A 15,666-nucleotide genomic window follows, 5' to 3' on the forward strand; every position below is an offset into this window, starting at 1 on the left:
GTAGCCCGGGTAGATCGCGTAGCCCGGGTAGATCGCGTCCGCCCCGGACTCCTTGGCCACCCGGACGATCTCCTCGACGTCGAGATAGGCCCGCACGGGGTGGCCCTCCTCCCCGATCCGGTACGCCTCGTCGGCCTTCTGCCGGTGGATCGAGTTGCGGTCCTCGTACGGGAACACCGCCACCGTCTTGGCGCCCAGCTCGTAGGCGGCACGGAAAGCACGGATCGCGATCTCGCCGCGATTGGCCACCAGGATCTTGGAGAACATCAACACCCGTTCCGCACCCGGGGCCGTTCGGCGGACACCCGGGCACTGATTCGTCGAAGGTCGGACAACGTCGCGCACACGGTCAGCATGGCCGTCCGCGGGCGGTCCTGACCAGTGAACCACGCCACCCCGGGGCACACTGTGACTGCTGTCACAGAGCGACGTCGTGGTCAGCGTACACGGCGGCGGCGCGGGGGCGGGGCGGCCGCGGGCGGCTCCGCGCCGGAGCGGGGCGGAGCGCGCCCGCCCGGCTACGATGGGCGCAGCCGTCTCCTCGCCGCGGCCCCCGATCCCGGACCCGAGGAGCCGCTCCTCCCGTTTCCCCGCGAGCGAAGGGTGTCCCCTCCGTGCAGATCGTCAGCGTCAGCAGCCTCAAGGGCGGTGTCGGCAAGTCCTCCGTGACCCTGGGGATCGCCTCGGCGGCCCTGCAGGCGGGAGTGCCCACGCTGGTGGTGGACCTCGACCCGCACGCCGACGCCACGACCGGACTGGGCGTGCACCCGGAGCGCGGTCACGACATCGGAGAGGTGCTGCGCAGGCCGCGCCGGGGAGCGCTCGAGCGCGTGGTCGTGGCCTCGGCCTGGGCGGTGCGGGCCGGCCTGGACAGCAGGGCCCTCGACGTCGCCCCGGGCTCGGCCCGCTCGTCCCACCTCGACCGCTCCGAGTACCGGGAGAAGGACCTCGGCCGGCTGGAGCGCGCGCTCTCCGGCGCCCAGGGGTACGACCTGGTGCTGGTCGACTGCCCGCCCACCCTGAGCGCGCTGACCCGCACGGCGTGGGCCGCCAGCGACAAGGTGCTCTCGGTGGCGGAGCCCTCGCTGTTCTCGGTGGCGGGCACCAAGCGCACGATGACGGCGATCGCCCAGTTCGAGCAGAGCCGCACGTGGGCCGTGCCGGCTGCCGGGGTGGTGGTCAACAAGGTCCAGCACTCGTCGGTGGAGCACCGGCACCGCCTGGACGAGCTGCAGGAGCTGTTCGGCCCCCTGCTGGTCAGCCCGGTGATCCCGGACCTGCCCGTCTGGCAGCAGGCGCAGGGCGCGGCCTGGCCGATCCACCGCTGGCCGGGAGCGGAGGCCCAGGACATCTCCGGGCGGTACACGGCGATCCTGCAGGGTCTGCTCGACGGCTCGTCCTGAGCCGCCCGGCTCAGCCCGCGCTCTGCCGGCGGGCCCGGCGCTCGGAGAGCTCGTCCCCGGGCAACGGCTCCTGGGCGGGGGCGCGGTCCGCTCCGGTGTGCTCCCCGGGGAGCGCCGCGAGGGTCCCCTCGACCTCGCGCCACACCCGGCCCACGGCGATCCCGAAGACGCCCTGTCCGCCCTGCACCAGGTCGATGACCTCGTGGGGGGACGTGCACGCGTAGACGCTGGCGCCGTCGCTCATCATGGTGAGCCGGGCCAGGTCCTCCACGCCCTGGGCGCGCAGCGCCCCCACGGCGGTGCGGATCTGCTGCAGGGAGACGCCGGTGTCCAGGAGCCGCTTGACGATCTTCAGGACGAGGATGTCGCGGAAGCTGTAGAGCCGCTGCGTGCCGGACCCGGAGGCGCCGCGCACGGTGGGCTCCACGAGACCGGTCCGCGCCCAGTAGTCGAGCTGCCGGTAGGTGATGCCCGCGGCCTTGCAGGCGGTGGGGCCGCGGTAGCCGACGGACTCGTCCCGGATCACGGAGTCGTCGAAGAGGACGCCCTGGGTGCCGTGCGCCGGAGGGCCGCCGGGCTGCTCGCGTTCGCTCACGCCGCCTCCTCGCTCGTGGACCCGGTGCTCGCGGCGCCGGGAGTGGATGGTCTCACAGAGACGTCCGGATCCCCCCGGGAACACCTCGAGTACACCTTATGACGGTAGACCTCCCCGGGGACGGGGTCAAAGACATCAGGGGCCGGGACCCCGTGTCGGGCGGATGGGGACGGCTCAGAAGTCCTCGGGGTCGACGTTGTCGAGGAAGTCGCGGAACTGCTCGACCTGCGTCTCCGGGGGCAGCTGCGGCTCTCCCTCCCCCGCGCGGGGGGACGGCTCCCGCAGCTCCCCGTCCCCGCTCATCACGAGACCGGCTTCGTCGAGGACGGTCTCGGTGCACAGGATGGGGCAGTCGGTGCGGGCGGCCAGGGCGATCGCGTCCGAGGCGCGGGAGTCGACGACCGTGCCGTCCGAGAACTCGAGCGCGGCGTGGAAGACCCCCTCCTCCACCGTGTGGATCCGCACCCGGGTGAGCGTGCGCCCGAACGCGGTGGCCACCGACAGCACGAGGTCGTGCGTCAGGGGCCGGGGCGGCTCGATCCCCTGCACGGCGAAGACGATGGACGTCGCCTCGTTCGTGCCGATCCAGATCGGCAGGTGCCGTCCGCCCTCGACCTCGCGGAGGACGACGACGGGCTGCGCCGACGGCACGTCCATGCGGACGCCCGCGATCTCCATCAGGACCTGGTGCACGGCCACGTCAGCCCTCCACCGCGGCGCGCTCCTGGAGCGCGGCGATCTCCGAGCGCACGAGCGAGGTGTGGATGGTGAGGCACAGGCCCGAGATCTCCTGGGCGCGCTCGACCGCGCGTGCCCTCGAGGCGGCGTCCCGGCGGGAGGTGAGGGGCGCGACGGCGCGCTCCACGAGGCCCAGCTCGCGGTCCGCGGCGGCCTTGAAGGGGCGCAGGTGGCGCGGTTCCAGACCGTGGGCCGTCAGCGCGAGGGCCGCCCGGGTGATGGCGAGGGCGTGGTCGTCGAAGGCCCCGTTCTGCTCCCGGATCAGCCCGTAGCTCACGAGCTCCCGGACGAGCGGGATGCCGGCGCCCGTGCGGGCGGCGAGCTCCCGCAGGTTGTAGGTGCGCGGCGCGCTGACGACCGGCAGGGGGGCGGTGACCGGATCGGCGGGCTCCGCGGTGCGCCGGGCGTCGTCGGCGCGGGCGTCCTCGTCGGCGTCCAGCCGCTCCCGGATCACCTTCAGCGGGAGGTAGCGGTCGCGCTGCAGCTCCAGGATCCGGCGCAGCCGGTCCACGTCCGCGCGCGAGAATTTGCGGTAGCCGGACGCGGTGCGCGCCGGGTGGACCAGGCCCTTGTCCTCCAGGAAGCGCAGCTTCGAGGCGGTGATGCCGGGGTGGTCCTCGCCGAGCTCCTTGAGCACGGCGCTGATGCCCACCCGGGCCTCGTGCTGGACGTCGTCCCGGTGGGGATCGGTCTCCGCGGGGTCGGTCATGGCTCCCTTCTACTGGTCCGACTGCGAGCGCAGCGAACGGTAGAACGTGAACCGGAACTTCCCGATCTGGACCTCGTCGCCGTTGTCCAGCTGCGCGCTGTCCACGCGGTCGCCGTTGACGTAGGTGCCGTTCAGGGATCCGGAGTCGATGATCTCGAAGGAGTCGCCGCGCCGGACGAACCGCGCGTGCCGGCGCGAGACGGTGACGTCGTCCAGGAAGATCTCGGAGGACGGGTGGCGGCCGGCGGGGACCTCGTCCCGGTCCAGCAGGAAGCGTGACCCGGAGCCGCCGCTGTCGTGGGCCACGAGCAGTGCGCTGCGCGGCGGGAGCGCGGAGACCGCTGAGCTCTCCTCGGGGGAGAGCTTGTGGGAAGCCGCGTGCGAGAGGACCTCGGCCACGATCTGGATCGACGTGGTCTCCGGCTCCCCCTGGGGTGCGTTCGAGCCGTTCTGGGTTCTGGACATCTCTTCCCTCGACTGGTGACGTGTTGGTGGACGGGTCCTGTGGGACCCCTGCCCCGCGACCTCCTGTCCCGGCGGTTCCCGGGCGACCGGCCGGAGCCACCCGGTTGCTTGTCAGTGTACCGGGTGGTGGAGACACGGAGGGGCGGCCGGGACACGTCCCGGCTCGCGCGTGGTCGGGTCCTGCGCGGGTCAGTCGAGCTGGGCGGCGTACCCCTCGGCGTCGAGCAGCCCGGAGCGGTAGTCCTCGCCGGAGGGGCGGACCTCGAACAGCCAGCCCTCCGCGTAGGGGGCGGAGTTCACCGTCCCGGGCTCGGCCTCGAGCGCCTCGTTGACCGCGGTGACCTCACCGGAGACGGGGGCGAAGATGTCGCTCACGGACTTGGTGGACTCGATCTCGCCCACGGCGGCGCCCGCCTCGACGCTCTCCCCCACCTCGGGCAGCTGGACGAACACGACGTCGCCCAGCTCGCCCTGCGCGTGGTCGGTGATCCCGATGCGCACCGCGCCGTCGGCGTCGGGGCCCGCGATCCACTCGTGCTCGGCCGTGTAGGACAGGTCGGCGGGGATGTTGCTCATGGGGTGGCTCCTGGTCCGGCGGGTGCGGTCGGCTCGATTATGGCACAGACGTCCCCGTGGCCCGAGGGTGCGGGACCTCGCGGGTGTCGGCCGCTCAGCGGCCCTCCCACGCGGTGATCTCGGCGTGGATCGCCCGCTTGCGCTCCGTCCCCGCGAAGGACGCGTCCACCGAGTTGCGGGCCAGTGCGACGGCCTGCTCGTCGGTCAGTCCCAGCGCGTCGCGCAGGTCCTGGAAGACGTCCCCCACGTAGCCGCCGAAGTAGGCCGGGTCGTCGGAGTTGACCGTGACCAGCAGTCCGCGCTCGAGCATGTCCAGGACCGGGTGGTCGGCGAGCGTGTCGACCACGCGCAGCCGCACGTTGGACAGCGGGCACACGGTGAGCGGGACCCGCTCCGCGACGAGGCGGTCCACGAGCTCCGGGTCGCTCAGGCACTGGATGCCGTGGTCCACCCGCTCCACGCGCAGCACGTCGAGGGCCTCCCGGACGTACTCGGGACCCGCCTCCTCCCCCGCGTGGGCGACGACGTGCAGTCCGGCCGCCCGTGCCCGCGCGTAGACCTCCTCGAAGAGCGCCGGGGGATGGCCGACCTCGGCCGAGTCGAGGCCGATCCCGTCGATGCGCGGCAGCTGGTCCCCGAGGGAGTCGAAGAGCTCGACGGCCTCCGCGGCGGGCCGGTCCCGCAGGAAGCACAGCAGCAGCGTGCTGGTGAGGCTGTGCTCGGCCCGGGCGGCGTCGAGGGCGGCGCGGATGCCGTCGACCACCGTCCCGAGCGGCACGCCCCGGGCGGTGTGCGCCTGCGGGTCGAAGAAGACGTCGACGTGCCGCAGGCCCTGCGCCGCCGCGCGCTCGAGGTAGGCCCGGGTCAGCGCCTCGAAGTCGGAGGCGTCGCGCAGCACCGCCATCGTGGCGTAGTAGAGCGCGAGGAACGAGGACAGGTCCTCGAAGTCGTACTGCCGCCGCAGCTCCTCGACGGAGCCGTAGGGCAGCTCCACCCGGTTCTTGGCGGCGAGCGCGAACGCGAGCTCGGGCTCGAGGGTGCCCTCGATGTGCAGGTGCAGCTCCGCCTTGGGCAGGGTGTGCAGGTCGTTCAACTCCGGCGCTCCTTCGTGGTCGGCCCCGGGGACCGGAGCACTCGACGTCCCGTGCAGTGTATGCGCCGCGGTCGGCGGCGGGGCTCCGTCCCCGCTGCCGGGTCGCCCCGCACCGCCCGACCGCCGTCGGCTCCGCGGCCGGAGTGCTCTAGGCTCGCGAGCGGAGCCGCTCGGAGGAAGGAGTGCCGGATGTCCGGTGTCGTGGTGGTCGGACAGGTGGGACGGGATCTCGTGCTGACCGTGGCGGAGCTGCCGGCGGAGGGCGGTTCCGCCGACGTGCTCGGGCGGCAGGAGCTGCTCGGCGGCAAGGGCGCGAACCAGGCCGTGGCGTGCCGCCAGCTCGGCGCCGAGGTCGCCCTGGTGGGGGTCGTGGGCACCGACTCCGCCGGCGCGGAGGTGCTCGCCCAGGCCGCGGCCGACGGGATCGACGTCGGCGCCGTGGTGCGCCGCGCCGGCGCCCCGACCGCGCTGCTCGTCGACCTCGTGGGGCCGCGCGGGGTCCGCCGCCTGCTGGAGGACGTGGACGCCCGGATGCTGCTGGACGCCGGGGACGTGCGCGCGAGCCGGGACCTGCTGCGCTCGGCGGACGCCGTGCTGGTGCAGCTGCAGCAGCCGGGGGCGGCCGTGACGGAGGCCCTCGAGGCGGCCGCGGCGGGGGGCGCGATCGTGGTGGCCGACGGCGCCCCGGCGGACGGGGCGGTGCGCCGGCGGGTGCTGGGCACCGCGGACGTGGTGCGCGCGGACACCGCCGAGACGGAGGCACTGGTGGGCTGGGCGCCGCAGGACGTGCCGGGGACGGTGCGGGCCGCGGAGTCGCTGCTCGCGGAGGGCCCGCGCGTCGTCGCCCTGGCCACCGGCGAGGGCGACGTGGTCGCCTGGCCGGGCGGGCACGTGCTCCTGCCCCACCTGGGCGAGGATCCCGTGGACCCCACCGGGGCGGGCGACTCGTTCGTGGCCGCGCTCACCGTCGCGCTGCTGCGCGGGGAGAGGCCGGAGTCCGCCGCCTGGTGGGCCGCGGCGGCGGCGGCCGAGGTGGTCGGCAGCGCCGGCGGCCGGCCGGACCTCGACCTGGACCGGCTGCGGGAGTCGGCTTCCCGGGCCCGCCGGTAGGCAGCACGGGTGCCGGAGGCGCCGTCCCCGGGAACGAGAGAAGGCCGGTGGTCCGCGTTCCCGCGGTCCACCGGCCTCGAATCGTCGGGCTGACAGGATTTGAACCTGCGACCCCTTGACCCCCAGTCAAGTGCGCTACCAAGCTGCGCCACAGCCCGAAGTGCTCAGTACGTTCCCGCCCCGAGCACTCGCATCACATTACAGCAAGCTCCGGCGGAATTCATCTCGGCGGGCGCCTCAGCGCTTCCGGTTCCGCTTCTCCCGCACGCGCATGGACACCTCGATGGGGGTGCCCTCGAAACCGAAGGTCTCGCGGAGGCGGCGGGTGATGAACCGCCGGTACCCGGGGTCGAGGAAACCGGTGGTGAACAGCACGAAGCGCGGCGGCCGGGAGGAGGCCTGGGTGCCGAAGAGGATGCGCGGCTGCTTGCCGCCGCGCACGGGGTGCGGGTGGGCGGCCACGATCTCGCCGAGGAACGCGTTGAGCCGCCCGGTGGGGACGCGGGTGTCCCACGAGGCCAGGGCGGTCTCCAGGGCGGGGACCAGCCGGTCCTTGTGCCAGCCGGTCTTCGCCGAGACGTTCACCCGCGGCGCCCAGGCCACGTGCGCGAGGTCGCGGTCGATCTCCCGCTCCAGGTAGTAGCGGCGGTCCTCGTCCATGAGGTCCCACTTGTTGAAGGCGAGCACGAGGGCGCGCCCGGAGTCCACGGCCAGCTGCAGGATGCGGACGTCCTGCTCGGAGAGCACCTCGTCCGCGGCCAGCAGCACCACGGCCACCTCGGCGCGCTCGAGGGCGGCCTGGGTGCGCAGGGACGCGTAGAAGTCCGCGCCCTGGGCCATGTGCACGCGGCGGCGGATGCCCGCGGTGTCGATGAAGCGCCAGGGCTTGCCGCCCAGCTCGATGAGCTCGTCCACGGGGTCGCGGGTGGTCCCGGCCAGGGGGTCCACGACGACGCGCTCGGAGCCGGCCAGCTTGTTGAGCAGCGAGGACTTGCCCACGTTCGGGCGCCCGATGAGCGCCACGCGGCGGGGCCCGCCGGTCAGCTCGGTCTCGGCCACGGCGGAGAACTCCGGCAGCAGGTCCGTGACCGCGTCGAGGACGTCGGCGGCGCCGCGCCCGTGCAGGGCGGACACCGGGTGCGGCTCCCCCATGCCGAGGGACCACAGGTAGGTGGCCTCGACCTCGAGCTGCGGGGAGTCCACCTTGTTGGCGACCAGGATCACCGGCTTCCGGACCTTGCGCAGCATCTTCACGATGGCCTCGTCCGCGGCGGTGACGCCCACGGTGGCGTCGAGCACGAGCAGCACGGCGTCGGCGAACTCCACGGCCATCTCGGCCTGCTCGGCGACGCGGGCGTTGATGCCCTTGGCGTCGTACTCCCACCCGCCGGTGTCCACGAGGGTGAAGTTGCGCCCGTTCCAGGTGGCCCGGTAGGAGACGCGGTCCCGGGTCACGCCCGGGGTGTCCTCCACGACGGCCTCGCGCCGGCCGAGGATGCGGTTGACGAGGGTCGACTTGCCGACGTTGGGGCGGCCCACGATGGCGAGCACCGGGGCGGGCCGGCGCACGGGGGCCTGGTCCCCGTCCTCCGCCCACTCGGCGAGCAGCGCGGCGTCCTCCTCGTCGAGCTCGTAGTCCTCGAGCCCGGCCCGCAGCGCCTGCGCGCGCTGCTCGGCCTCGTCGTCGTCGATGGCCGCGAGCCGCTGGGCGACGTCGTCCGTGGTGCCGCCGAGGATCTCGGCCTCGTAGGGGTCGTGGGCGGTGTCGTGCGCGGAGTTCTCGGGGTTGCCGGTCATGGCTGTCCTTCGCTGGGCCGGGTGCGGCCGGTCGGGGTGCGGAAAAATGTCGGGGGGTGCGGGGCGGATCGGTTCAGGCGGAGCGGCCCGCGGCGCGGACGACCACGTCGATGACGGCCTGGACGGTCTGCTCCACGGTGAGCTCGGAGGAGTCGATCGTCACGACGCCGTCGGCGGCCTCGGTGAAGTTCACGACCGTCGCGTCCTTGGCGTCCCGGCCCACGACCCGGGCCCGCAGCTGCTCGGCGTCCTCGACGCCGCCGTTCTGCAGGCCGCGCCGGGCCATCCGGGCCCGTTCGTCGGCGGTGAGCAGGATCCGGGCGTCGGCGTCGGGGGCCACCACGGTGGTGGTGTCCCGGCCCTCGGCCACGATCCGCCGGCCGCTGTCCGCGATGAGCTCCTGCTGGCGGGCCACCAGCACCGCCCGCGCGGCCTGGTTGGTGGCCACGGCGCTGACCGCCTCGGTCACCCGGGCGCCGCGGATCTCGACGCCCACGTCGGTCCCGCCCACGAACACCAGCTCCCGGTCGGGGTCGGTGCCCTGGGCGAGCGGGAAGGAGCGGGCGGCCTCGACCACGGCGCCGCCGTCGTAGAGGTCCACCCCGCGGTCGAGGCACCACCACGTCAGCGCGCGGTACATCGCGCCCGTGTCCAGGTAGGCGAGGCCGAAGCGGCGGGCGACCTCCTTGGACACGCTGGACTTGCCGGAGCCGGAGGGCCCGTCGATGGCGACGACCAGCTGCCGGCCGGCGGCGGCCGGCGTCCCGGTGCCGGGTGCTGCGCTGCGGGCGGTGTTCGTTCCGGTGTTCACTGCACGACCTTCCATCCGCGCTCCTGGAGCGCCTCGACGAGTTCCTTGCGGCGGTTGGGCAGCACGGAGACCTCCACGAGGCCCACGGGCTGGCCCGGGGAGTGCTCGAGGCGCAGGTCCTCGAGGTTGACGCCGATCTCCCCGATCTCGGTGAGCAGCCGGGCGATCTGCCCGGGGACGTCCCCGACGAGCACGGTGAGGGTCGCGAACGCGCGGGGCGCGCCGCCGTGCTTGCCCGGGATCCGGGCCCGGCCGGCGTTGCCCTCCGACATCAGCTGGGCGATGTCCAGCCGGGCGCCCGGGGCGCGCGGGGCCTCGAGCGTGGCGATGAGCCGGTCGAGGTCCTCGCGCACCCCGTGCAGGGACGCCACCACGGGAGCGGCGTTCGCGGAGAGGATCTGCACCCACAGGCCCGGGTCGGAGGCGGCGATGCGGGTGGTGTCCCGCAGCCCCTGGCCCGCGAGGGACAGGTGGTGCAGCGGGGTGTCCTGCAGCCGGGAGGCCAGCAGGGAGGACATCACCTGCGGCAGGTGGGAGATCAGCGCCACGGTCGCGTCGTGCTCGCGGGCGTCCATGAACGTGACCGTCGCCCCGAGGTCCACGGCCAGGTTCTTCGCCGCGGCCAGCGCCGCGGGCGCGGAGCGGCCGGAGTCGCACACGACCCAGGGCATGGACGTGAACAGCTCGCCGCGGGCGGCCACGGGGCCGGACTTCTCCCGCCCGGCCATGGGGTGGGTGCCCACGTAGCGGGTGAGGTCCCCGCCCCGGGCGCGCACGTCCTCCAGCACGGACTCCTTCACGGAGGCGATGTCGAGGACGACCGCCTCCGGGTGGCGTCCCAGCGCCTCGACCACGGTCTCGGCGGTGACGTCGGGCGGGGTGGCGACGACGACGAGGGCCGGCTCCGGCACCCGGTCCTGCCCCGCCGCGCGGCAGGAGAGGCCGGCGCCGATGTCCTGGGCCACGGCCTCGGCGGTGGGCGAGGAGTCCTGCAGCCAGACGTCCACGCCGAGGTGGCGCAGGCCCAGGCCGATGCTGGCGCCGAGCAGGCCGGCGCCGACCACGAGCACGGTCCCGGCGGTCGCCGCGGGGGGCGGCGGTGCGGTGGGGGTCTGCGTCACGGGTGCTCCCTACATGCCCACCGAGGCGAGGAGGTGCCCGACCTCGGTCTTCGACAGGCGCCGGATGGTGCCCTGGCGCTGGTCCCCGATCCGGATGGGGCCGACCTCGGTGCGCACGAGCTTCTCGACGGGGTGGCCCACGGCGTCGAAGAGCCGGCGCACGATGCGGTTGCGCCCGGAGTGCAGGACGACCTCGACCAGCAGGTGGCCGGGGGTGGAGTCCACGAGCCGGAAGGAGTCCACGGAGGCGATGCCGTCCTCGAGCTCGATGCCGGCCTTCATGGCCGCGCCGACGCCCTTCTCCATGGGCCCGCGGACCTGCACGAGGTAGGTCTTGGGGACCTCGTAGGACGGGTGGGTGAGCCGGTTGGTGAGCTCGCCGTCGTTGGTCAGCAGCAGGAGGCCCTCGGTCTCCACGTCGAGGCGGCCCACGTGGAAGACGCGCTCGTTCTTCTGCTGGTTGAGGTAGTCGGCCACGCACGGCCGGCCCTCGGGGTCCTCCATGGTGGAGAGCACCCCCTCGGGCTTGTTGAAGGCGTAGTAGACGAGGTTCTCGTCGAGCTGCACGCGGACGCCGTCGACGTGGATCTCGACGGTGTCCGGGTCCACCCGGATGCCGAGCTCGGTGATGGTCTCCCCGTTGACCTGCACGCGGCCGGCCTCGATCATCTCCTCGCACACGCGCCGCGAGGCCACGCCGGCCTGGGCCATGAGCTTCTGCAGCCGCACCCCGTCCGGGTCGTGCTGGTCGAGCCGGTCCACGGGCGGGTTCTTGGGCCGGCGCTTGCGGTGCGGCGGGCGGTACGGGGTGGCGGGCATCCGCCGGGCGCTCTTCTCGGAGGACGCGAACGGGCGGGGCCCGCGGTCCTGACCGGTGCCCGTCGAGGACCCGCCCTTGGCTGCGCCACCCTTGCCGGCGCCCCCCTTGGCTGCGCCACTCTTGGCTGCGCCACCCTTGGCGGGGCCGCGGCCGGGAGCGCCCTTCCCGCCCTGGAACGACGTGCCGCCCTGGCCGGTGCGGGGCTTCTGGCCGCCCTGGGAGCCAGGGGCGCGGCGGCCGCCGGGCCCGGGGCGGCCGGATGATGAACGTGAAGTGGCCATGGTGGTGTCTCAGTCCTCGTAGTGGTCGATCTGGTCGATGCCCGGCAGATGAGGGGCGATGTCGGGGAGCTCGTCGAGCGAGCCGATGCCCATCTTCTCCAGGAAGAACGTGGTGGTGCCGTAGAGCACGGCGCCGGACTCGCCGTCCCGCTCGAGCTCGCGGATCAGGCCTCGCTGCACGAGCGTGCGGACGACGCCGTCGACGTTGACCCCGCGGATCGCGGAGATGCGTCCCCGGCTCACGGGCTGGCGGTAGGCCACGACGGCCAGGGTCTCCAGGGCCGCCTGCGACAGCCGGGCGGTCTGTCCCTCCGCGACGAACGCGGAGACGACGGGGGCGAACTCGCTGCGCGAGTGGATCCGCCAGCCGGCACCGGTGCTGCGCAGCTCGAACCCACGCGGCGCCAACGTCCCATCATACCCCGGATCGGCGGCGACGCCGTCGTACTCCGCGCGGAGCCGGTCGAGGACCCGCTGCACGGTGGCGACCGGGACCACGAGGGCGGCGGCGATCTCGTACTCGCTGACGGGCTCGTCGGCCACCATCAGGATCGCCTCGACGGCGGCCCGCACCCCGCCGGGCAGCGCCTCGAGGTCCGGTCCGTCCTCGGCCGCGGGGCTCACGCCGGGGCCCCCGAGGCGGCCGGGACCCCGTCCGGGGCCGCGACGACGGCAGCCGGGCCCGCGGCGTCCTCGGACAGACGGTCGGCGGTCCACCCGGTGCCCGCCCCGGTCCAGCGGACCGTCAGCTCCCCCAGCGGCTGCTCCTGGGCGAGCTCGAGCACCGCGTCCCGGTACATCTCGAGCAGCGCCAGGAACCGCACGACCACCGCGAGGGTGGACCCGGCGTCCGCGACGAGCACCCGGAAGGAGCGCGGGGCTCCGTCCTCGAGCAGCCCGGCGAGGATCTCCGCCTCGTCCCGGACCGTCACGGCGGCCCCATGCAGGTGGTCCACCCCGACCTCCGCGGGCGCCCCGGGGCGGGGCACGAAGACGGAGCGGGCGATCGCGGCGAACTGCTCCGGGGTGGTCCGCCAGTCGAGCTCGGGCAGCACGGCCGCCACCTCCGGGTCCAGCGGCACCGACCGGGGCAGGCGGGTGGACTCGGCCCGCATCCGCTCGTCGAGCAGCACGGCCACCTCCTTGAACGCCTTGTACTGCAGCAGCCGGGCGAAGAGCAGGTCCCGCGCCTCCAGCAGGGCCACGTCCTCCTCGTCCTCGACCTCCCCGCGCGGCAGCAGCCGGGCGGCCTTGAGGTCCAGGAGCGTCGCGGCGACCACGAGGAACTCGCTGGCCTCGTCGAGGGCGCGGGGCGAGCCGATCTCGTGCAGGGCGCGCACGTACTGGAGGAACTCGTCCGTGACGGTGGCCAGCGCGATCCGGGTGATGTCCAGCTCGTGCTTGGCGATCAGGGAGAGCAGCACCTCGAAGGGCCCCGCGAAGTCCTCCAGCTGCACCGCGAAGCCGCCGGGACCCTCGGGGACCGGCGGCTCCTCGGGGTGCATCAGGGTGCGCCGCCGCGCGAGATGAGCTCCCGCGCCAGCTGACGGTAGGACTCGGCGCCCTGGTGGGCCGTGGCGAAGGAGAGGATGGGCTCGGCGGCCACCGTGGCGTCCGGGAACTTCACGGTGCGCTTGATGACGGTGTCGAAGACCTTGTCGCCGAAGGCGTCCACGATCCGGGCCATGACCTCGCGGGAGTGCAGGGTCCGGGAGTCGAACATCGTGGCGAGCACCCCGTCGATCTGCAGGCGGGGGTTGAGCCGGTCCTGGACCTTCTCGATGGAGTCCACGAGCAGCGCCACGGCGCGCAGGGCGAAGAACTCCGCGATGAGCGGGATGACCACCCCGTGCGCGGCGGTCAGCGCGTTGACCGTCAGCAGCCCCAGCGAGGGCTGGCAGTCGATGATGATGACGTCGTAGTGCTCCTCGAGCTTGCGCAGGGCACTGGCCAGCACCTGCTCGCGGGCCACCTCGGTGACGAGCTGCACCTCCGCCGCGGAGAGGTCGATGTTCGCGGGGAGCAGGTCGACGCCCTCGACGTCGGTCTCCTGGACCACGTCCCAGACGTCCACGGAGCGGTCCATCATGACGTTGTAGACCGTCAGCTCCAGCTCGTGCGGGTTGGCGCCGAGGCCGGCGGAGAGGGCGCCCTGCGGATCGAAGTCGACGAGCAGGACCTTGCGCCCCAGCTCGGCGAGCGCCGCGCCGAGGTTGATGGTCGAGGTGGTCTTCCCGACCCCGCCCTTCTGGTTGACCATCGCGATGATCCGGGCGGGCCCGTGGGTGGAGAGCTCGGGCGGCTCGGGGAAGTCGCGGGCGGGACGGCCGGTCAGGCCGACGGTTCCCGTCCCGGCCTCGCCCGTGCCGGGGTTCCTCTCGTCGCTCTGCTGGCTCACTCGTGGCACCGCTCTTTCGTTCGTGGTCGCGCTCGGGCGGACCGGCCCCGGGCACGGGGCGGCCCGGGCCGGACGGGCCGACCTGGGGTTTTCCTGGACTCGATCAGCTACCAGGGTACCGCCGCCGCCGGGCGGCCCCGAATTCCCGGGCACGGTGGAGCCGGCGGACGACGACGGCCCGCGCCCGCCGCGCCCCCTCGGGGGCGCGGCGGGCGCGGGCCGGACACGGGTCCCGGTGCGGGGACGGGTCAGCGCGCTCCGGCGCCGGCCGCGGCCTCGAGCTTCTCCGCGACGGAGTCCTCCACCCGGGCCCCGGGAGCGGTCTCGGTGGCGGGCCGGTCCTCGGCGGTGCCGTGCGAGTGGGCGGCCATGGTGGACTCGTCGAACCGGTCCTGGCCGGAGAGCACGCGCTCCACCTGGACGAGGTCGATCTCGCGGGTCCACTTGCCGATCAGCAGGGTGGCCACGGCGTTGCCGGTGAAGTTGGTCAGGGCGCGGGCCTCGGACATGAAGCGGTCGATGCCGACGATGATGCCGACCCCGTCGACCAGGTCGGGGCGGTGGGACTGCAGGCCGCCCGCCAGGGTGGCCAGGCCGGCGCCGGTGACCCCGGCGGCGCCCTTCGAGGCGATGATCATGAACACCAGGAGGGAGATCTGCTCGCCGATGGCCAGCGGGCTGCCCATCGCGGAGGCGACGAAGAGGGCGGCCATGGTCAGGTAGATGGCGGTGCCGTCCAGGTTGAAGGAGTAGCCGGTCGGGACCGTGACGCCGACCACGGGCTTGGAGACGCCCACGTGCTCCATCTTGGCGATGAGCCGGGGCAGGGCCGCCTCGGAGGAGGAGGTCGAGAAGATCAGCAGGTACTCGCGGCCCAGGTACTTCATGAGCCGGAAGATGTTGATCCCCGTGACCGCCTTCAGGAGCCCGCCCAGGACCACCACGATGAACAGGACGCAGGTGAGGTAGAAGGCGATCATCAGGGTGGCCATCGAGACGATGGCCTGGACGCCGGTCTCGCCGACCACACCGGCGATCGCGCCGAACGCCCCGATGGGGGCGACCCACATGACCATGATCAGGATCCGGAAGACCAGGGCCTGGACGTAGCCGACGGCCTTGAGCACGGGCTTGCCGGCCGGGCCCATCTGCTGCAGCGCGAAGCCCACGATGAGCGCCACGAACAGGGTCTGCAGGATGTTGCCCTCGGTCAGGGAGGACAGCAGGGACGTGGGGATGATGCCGAGCAGGAACCCGATGGTCCCGCCCTCCCCGTCGCCGTGGCCCGCGTCCGTGACCTCGTACTCCGAGCCCTGGATGTTCAGGCCCTCGCCCGGGTGGATGAGGTTGCCCACCACCAGGCCGATGCCCAGTGCCATGGTGGACATCGCCATGAAGTAGGCCAGGGCCAGGCCGCCGACCTTGCCGACGGTCGCCGCCTTGGCGATGGAGCCGACGCCCAGGACGATCGTGCAGAAGATGATGGGGGCGATCATCATCTTGATCAGGGCGATGAACGCGGTGCCGACCGGCTTGAGCGTCTGGGCGAACTCGGGGGCCAGGAGGCCCAGGACGGCGCCGGCGACGACGGCGACGATCACGAAGACGTACAGGTAGTGCGTCCTGTCCTTCTTCTGCTTCTGGGCGGGCGGCTGCGGGTCGACGGGGTCCGTGGCGACGGTGGCCATGCTTGTCCTCCGGTTCGGGTGGGTAGCGCGGTGGGGTGGAGCGCGGGACCCGGGATCGGGC

At 73.6% G+C, this 15,666-nt stretch carries 17 protein-coding genes and 1 tRNA gene; 2 read left to right on the forward strand and 16 right to left on the reverse strand.

The window, feature by feature from the left end; all coding sequences use genetic code 11:
• On the reverse strand, positions 1 to 267 hold a 267-nt coding region (locus tag CK505_RS15320; protein ID WP_141246842.1), incomplete at its 3' end, for a biotin carboxylase N-terminal domain-containing protein.
• 347 nt (positions 268 to 614) lie between these two features.
• On the opposite strand from CK505_RS15320, the gene CK505_RS15325 reads away from it, so the two are divergent.
• Positions 615 to 1,403 carry a ParA family protein gene (locus CK505_RS15325; RefSeq protein WP_017833709.1) on the forward strand — a complete coding sequence of 263 codons (789 nt, stop codon included), beginning with the start codon at positions 615 to 617 and terminating at the stop codon, positions 1,401 to 1,403.
• Between the two features lie 10 nt (positions 1,404 to 1,413).
• Here CK505_RS15325 and CK505_RS15330 read toward each other — a convergent pair whose 3' ends face one another.
• The 6 genes from CK505_RS15330 to CK505_RS15355 form a co-directional block, all read right to left on the reverse strand.
• Positions 1,414 to 1,998 (reverse strand): MerR family transcriptional regulator, encoded by a 585-nt coding sequence (locus CK505_RS15330; protein WP_017833710.1) that lies wholly within the window; start codon positions 1,996 to 1,998, stop codon positions 1,414 to 1,416.
• 174 nt (positions 1,999 to 2,172) lie between these two features.
• Positions 2,173 to 2,676: a bifunctional nuclease family protein gene (locus tag CK505_RS15335; protein ID WP_031283123.1), complete on the reverse strand. Its 504-nt coding sequence runs from the start codon at positions 2,674 to 2,676 to the stop codon at positions 2,173 to 2,175.
• A gap of 22 nt (positions 2,677 to 2,698) precedes the next feature.
• Positions 2,699 to 3,445 carry a MerR family transcriptional regulator gene (locus CK505_RS15340; protein ID WP_017833712.1) on the reverse strand — a complete coding sequence of 249 codons (747 nt, stop codon included), beginning with the start codon at positions 3,443 to 3,445 and terminating at the stop codon, positions 2,699 to 2,701.
• 9 nt (positions 3,446 to 3,454) lie between these two features.
• Entirely contained in the window at positions 3,455 to 3,910 is a 456-nt protein-coding gene (locus CK505_RS15345; RefSeq protein ID WP_017833713.1) for an FHA domain-containing protein, read from the reverse strand.
• A 189-nt stretch (positions 3,911 to 4,099) separates the two neighbouring features.
• Positions 4,100 to 4,486, reverse strand: a complete 387-nt coding sequence (gene gcvH, locus CK505_RS15350) for a glycine cleavage system protein GcvH (RefSeq protein ID WP_035924064.1) — start codon at positions 4,484 to 4,486, stop codon at positions 4,100 to 4,102.
• A 94-nt stretch (positions 4,487 to 4,580) separates the two neighbouring features.
• Entirely contained in the window at positions 4,581 to 5,579 is a 999-nt protein-coding gene (locus tag CK505_RS15355; protein WP_095651621.1) for an adenosine deaminase, read from the reverse strand.
• Between the two features lie 189 nt (positions 5,580 to 5,768).
• Between CK505_RS15355 and CK505_RS15360 the strand changes: the two genes are divergently transcribed.
• Complete coding sequence (locus tag CK505_RS15360) at positions 5,769 to 6,689, forward strand: PfkB family carbohydrate kinase (protein WP_035924065.1); 921 nt, start codon at positions 5,769 to 5,771, stop codon at positions 6,687 to 6,689.
• 84 nt (positions 6,690 to 6,773) lie between these two features.
• Here the strand turns inward: CK505_RS15360 and CK505_RS15365 are convergent.
• The 9 genes from CK505_RS15365 to CK505_RS15405 form a co-directional block, all read right to left on the reverse strand.
• A tRNA-Pro gene (locus CK505_RS15365) sits at positions 6,774 to 6,847 on the reverse strand.
• A gap of 79 nt (positions 6,848 to 6,926) precedes the next feature.
• Entirely contained in the window at positions 6,927 to 8,486 is a 1,560-nt protein-coding gene (gene der, locus CK505_RS15370) for a ribosome biogenesis GTPase Der (RefSeq protein WP_017833717.1), read from the reverse strand.
• Positions 8,487 to 8,559: 73 nt separating this feature from the next.
• Complete coding sequence (cmk, locus tag CK505_RS15375; RefSeq protein WP_051063785.1) at positions 8,560 to 9,225, reverse strand: (d)CMP kinase; 666 nt, start codon at positions 9,223 to 9,225, stop codon at positions 8,560 to 8,562.
• A gap of 68 nt (positions 9,226 to 9,293) precedes the next feature.
• The gene (locus CK505_RS15380) at positions 9,294 to 10,418 is read right to left on the reverse strand and encodes a prephenate dehydrogenase (protein ID WP_095651622.1); all 1,125 of its coding nucleotides are present in this window, start codon (positions 10,416 to 10,418) and stop codon (positions 9,294 to 9,296) included.
• A 9-nt stretch (positions 10,419 to 10,427) separates the two neighbouring features.
• Positions 10,428 to 11,519 carry a pseudouridine synthase gene (locus CK505_RS15385; protein WP_095651623.1) on the reverse strand — a complete coding sequence of 364 codons (1,092 nt, stop codon included), beginning with the start codon at positions 11,517 to 11,519 and terminating at the stop codon, positions 10,428 to 10,430.
• Between the two features lie 9 nt (positions 11,520 to 11,528).
• Positions 11,529 to 12,143, reverse strand: coding sequence for an SMC-Scp complex subunit ScpB (gene scpB / locus CK505_RS15390; RefSeq protein WP_095651624.1), 615 nt, complete (start codon positions 12,141 to 12,143; stop codon positions 11,529 to 11,531).
• Positions 12,140 to 13,024 (reverse strand): ScpA family protein, encoded by an 885-nt coding sequence (locus CK505_RS15395; RefSeq protein ID WP_095651625.1) that lies wholly within the window; start codon positions 13,022 to 13,024, stop codon positions 12,140 to 12,142. The genes scpB and CK505_RS15395 overlap by 4 nt, the downstream gene beginning before the upstream one ends.
• Positions 13,024 to 13,917 carry a ParA family protein gene (locus CK505_RS15400; RefSeq protein ID WP_017833723.1) on the reverse strand — a complete coding sequence of 298 codons (894 nt, stop codon included), beginning with the start codon at positions 13,915 to 13,917 and terminating at the stop codon, positions 13,024 to 13,026. Before CK505_RS15400 ends, CK505_RS15395 begins: the two co-directional genes overlap by 1 nt.
• Positions 13,918 to 14,165: 248 nt before the next feature.
• Entirely contained in the window at positions 14,166 to 15,605 is a 1,440-nt protein-coding gene (locus CK505_RS15405) for a cation:dicarboxylate symporter family transporter (RefSeq protein WP_095651626.1), read from the reverse strand.
• Between the last annotated feature and the right edge of the window lie 61 nt (positions 15,606 to 15,666).

This window comes from Kocuria sp. WN036 (assembly GCF_002287015.1).
GTDB classification, from domain to species: Bacteria; Actinomycetota; Actinomycetes; order Actinomycetales; family Micrococcaceae; genus Kocuria; species Kocuria rosea.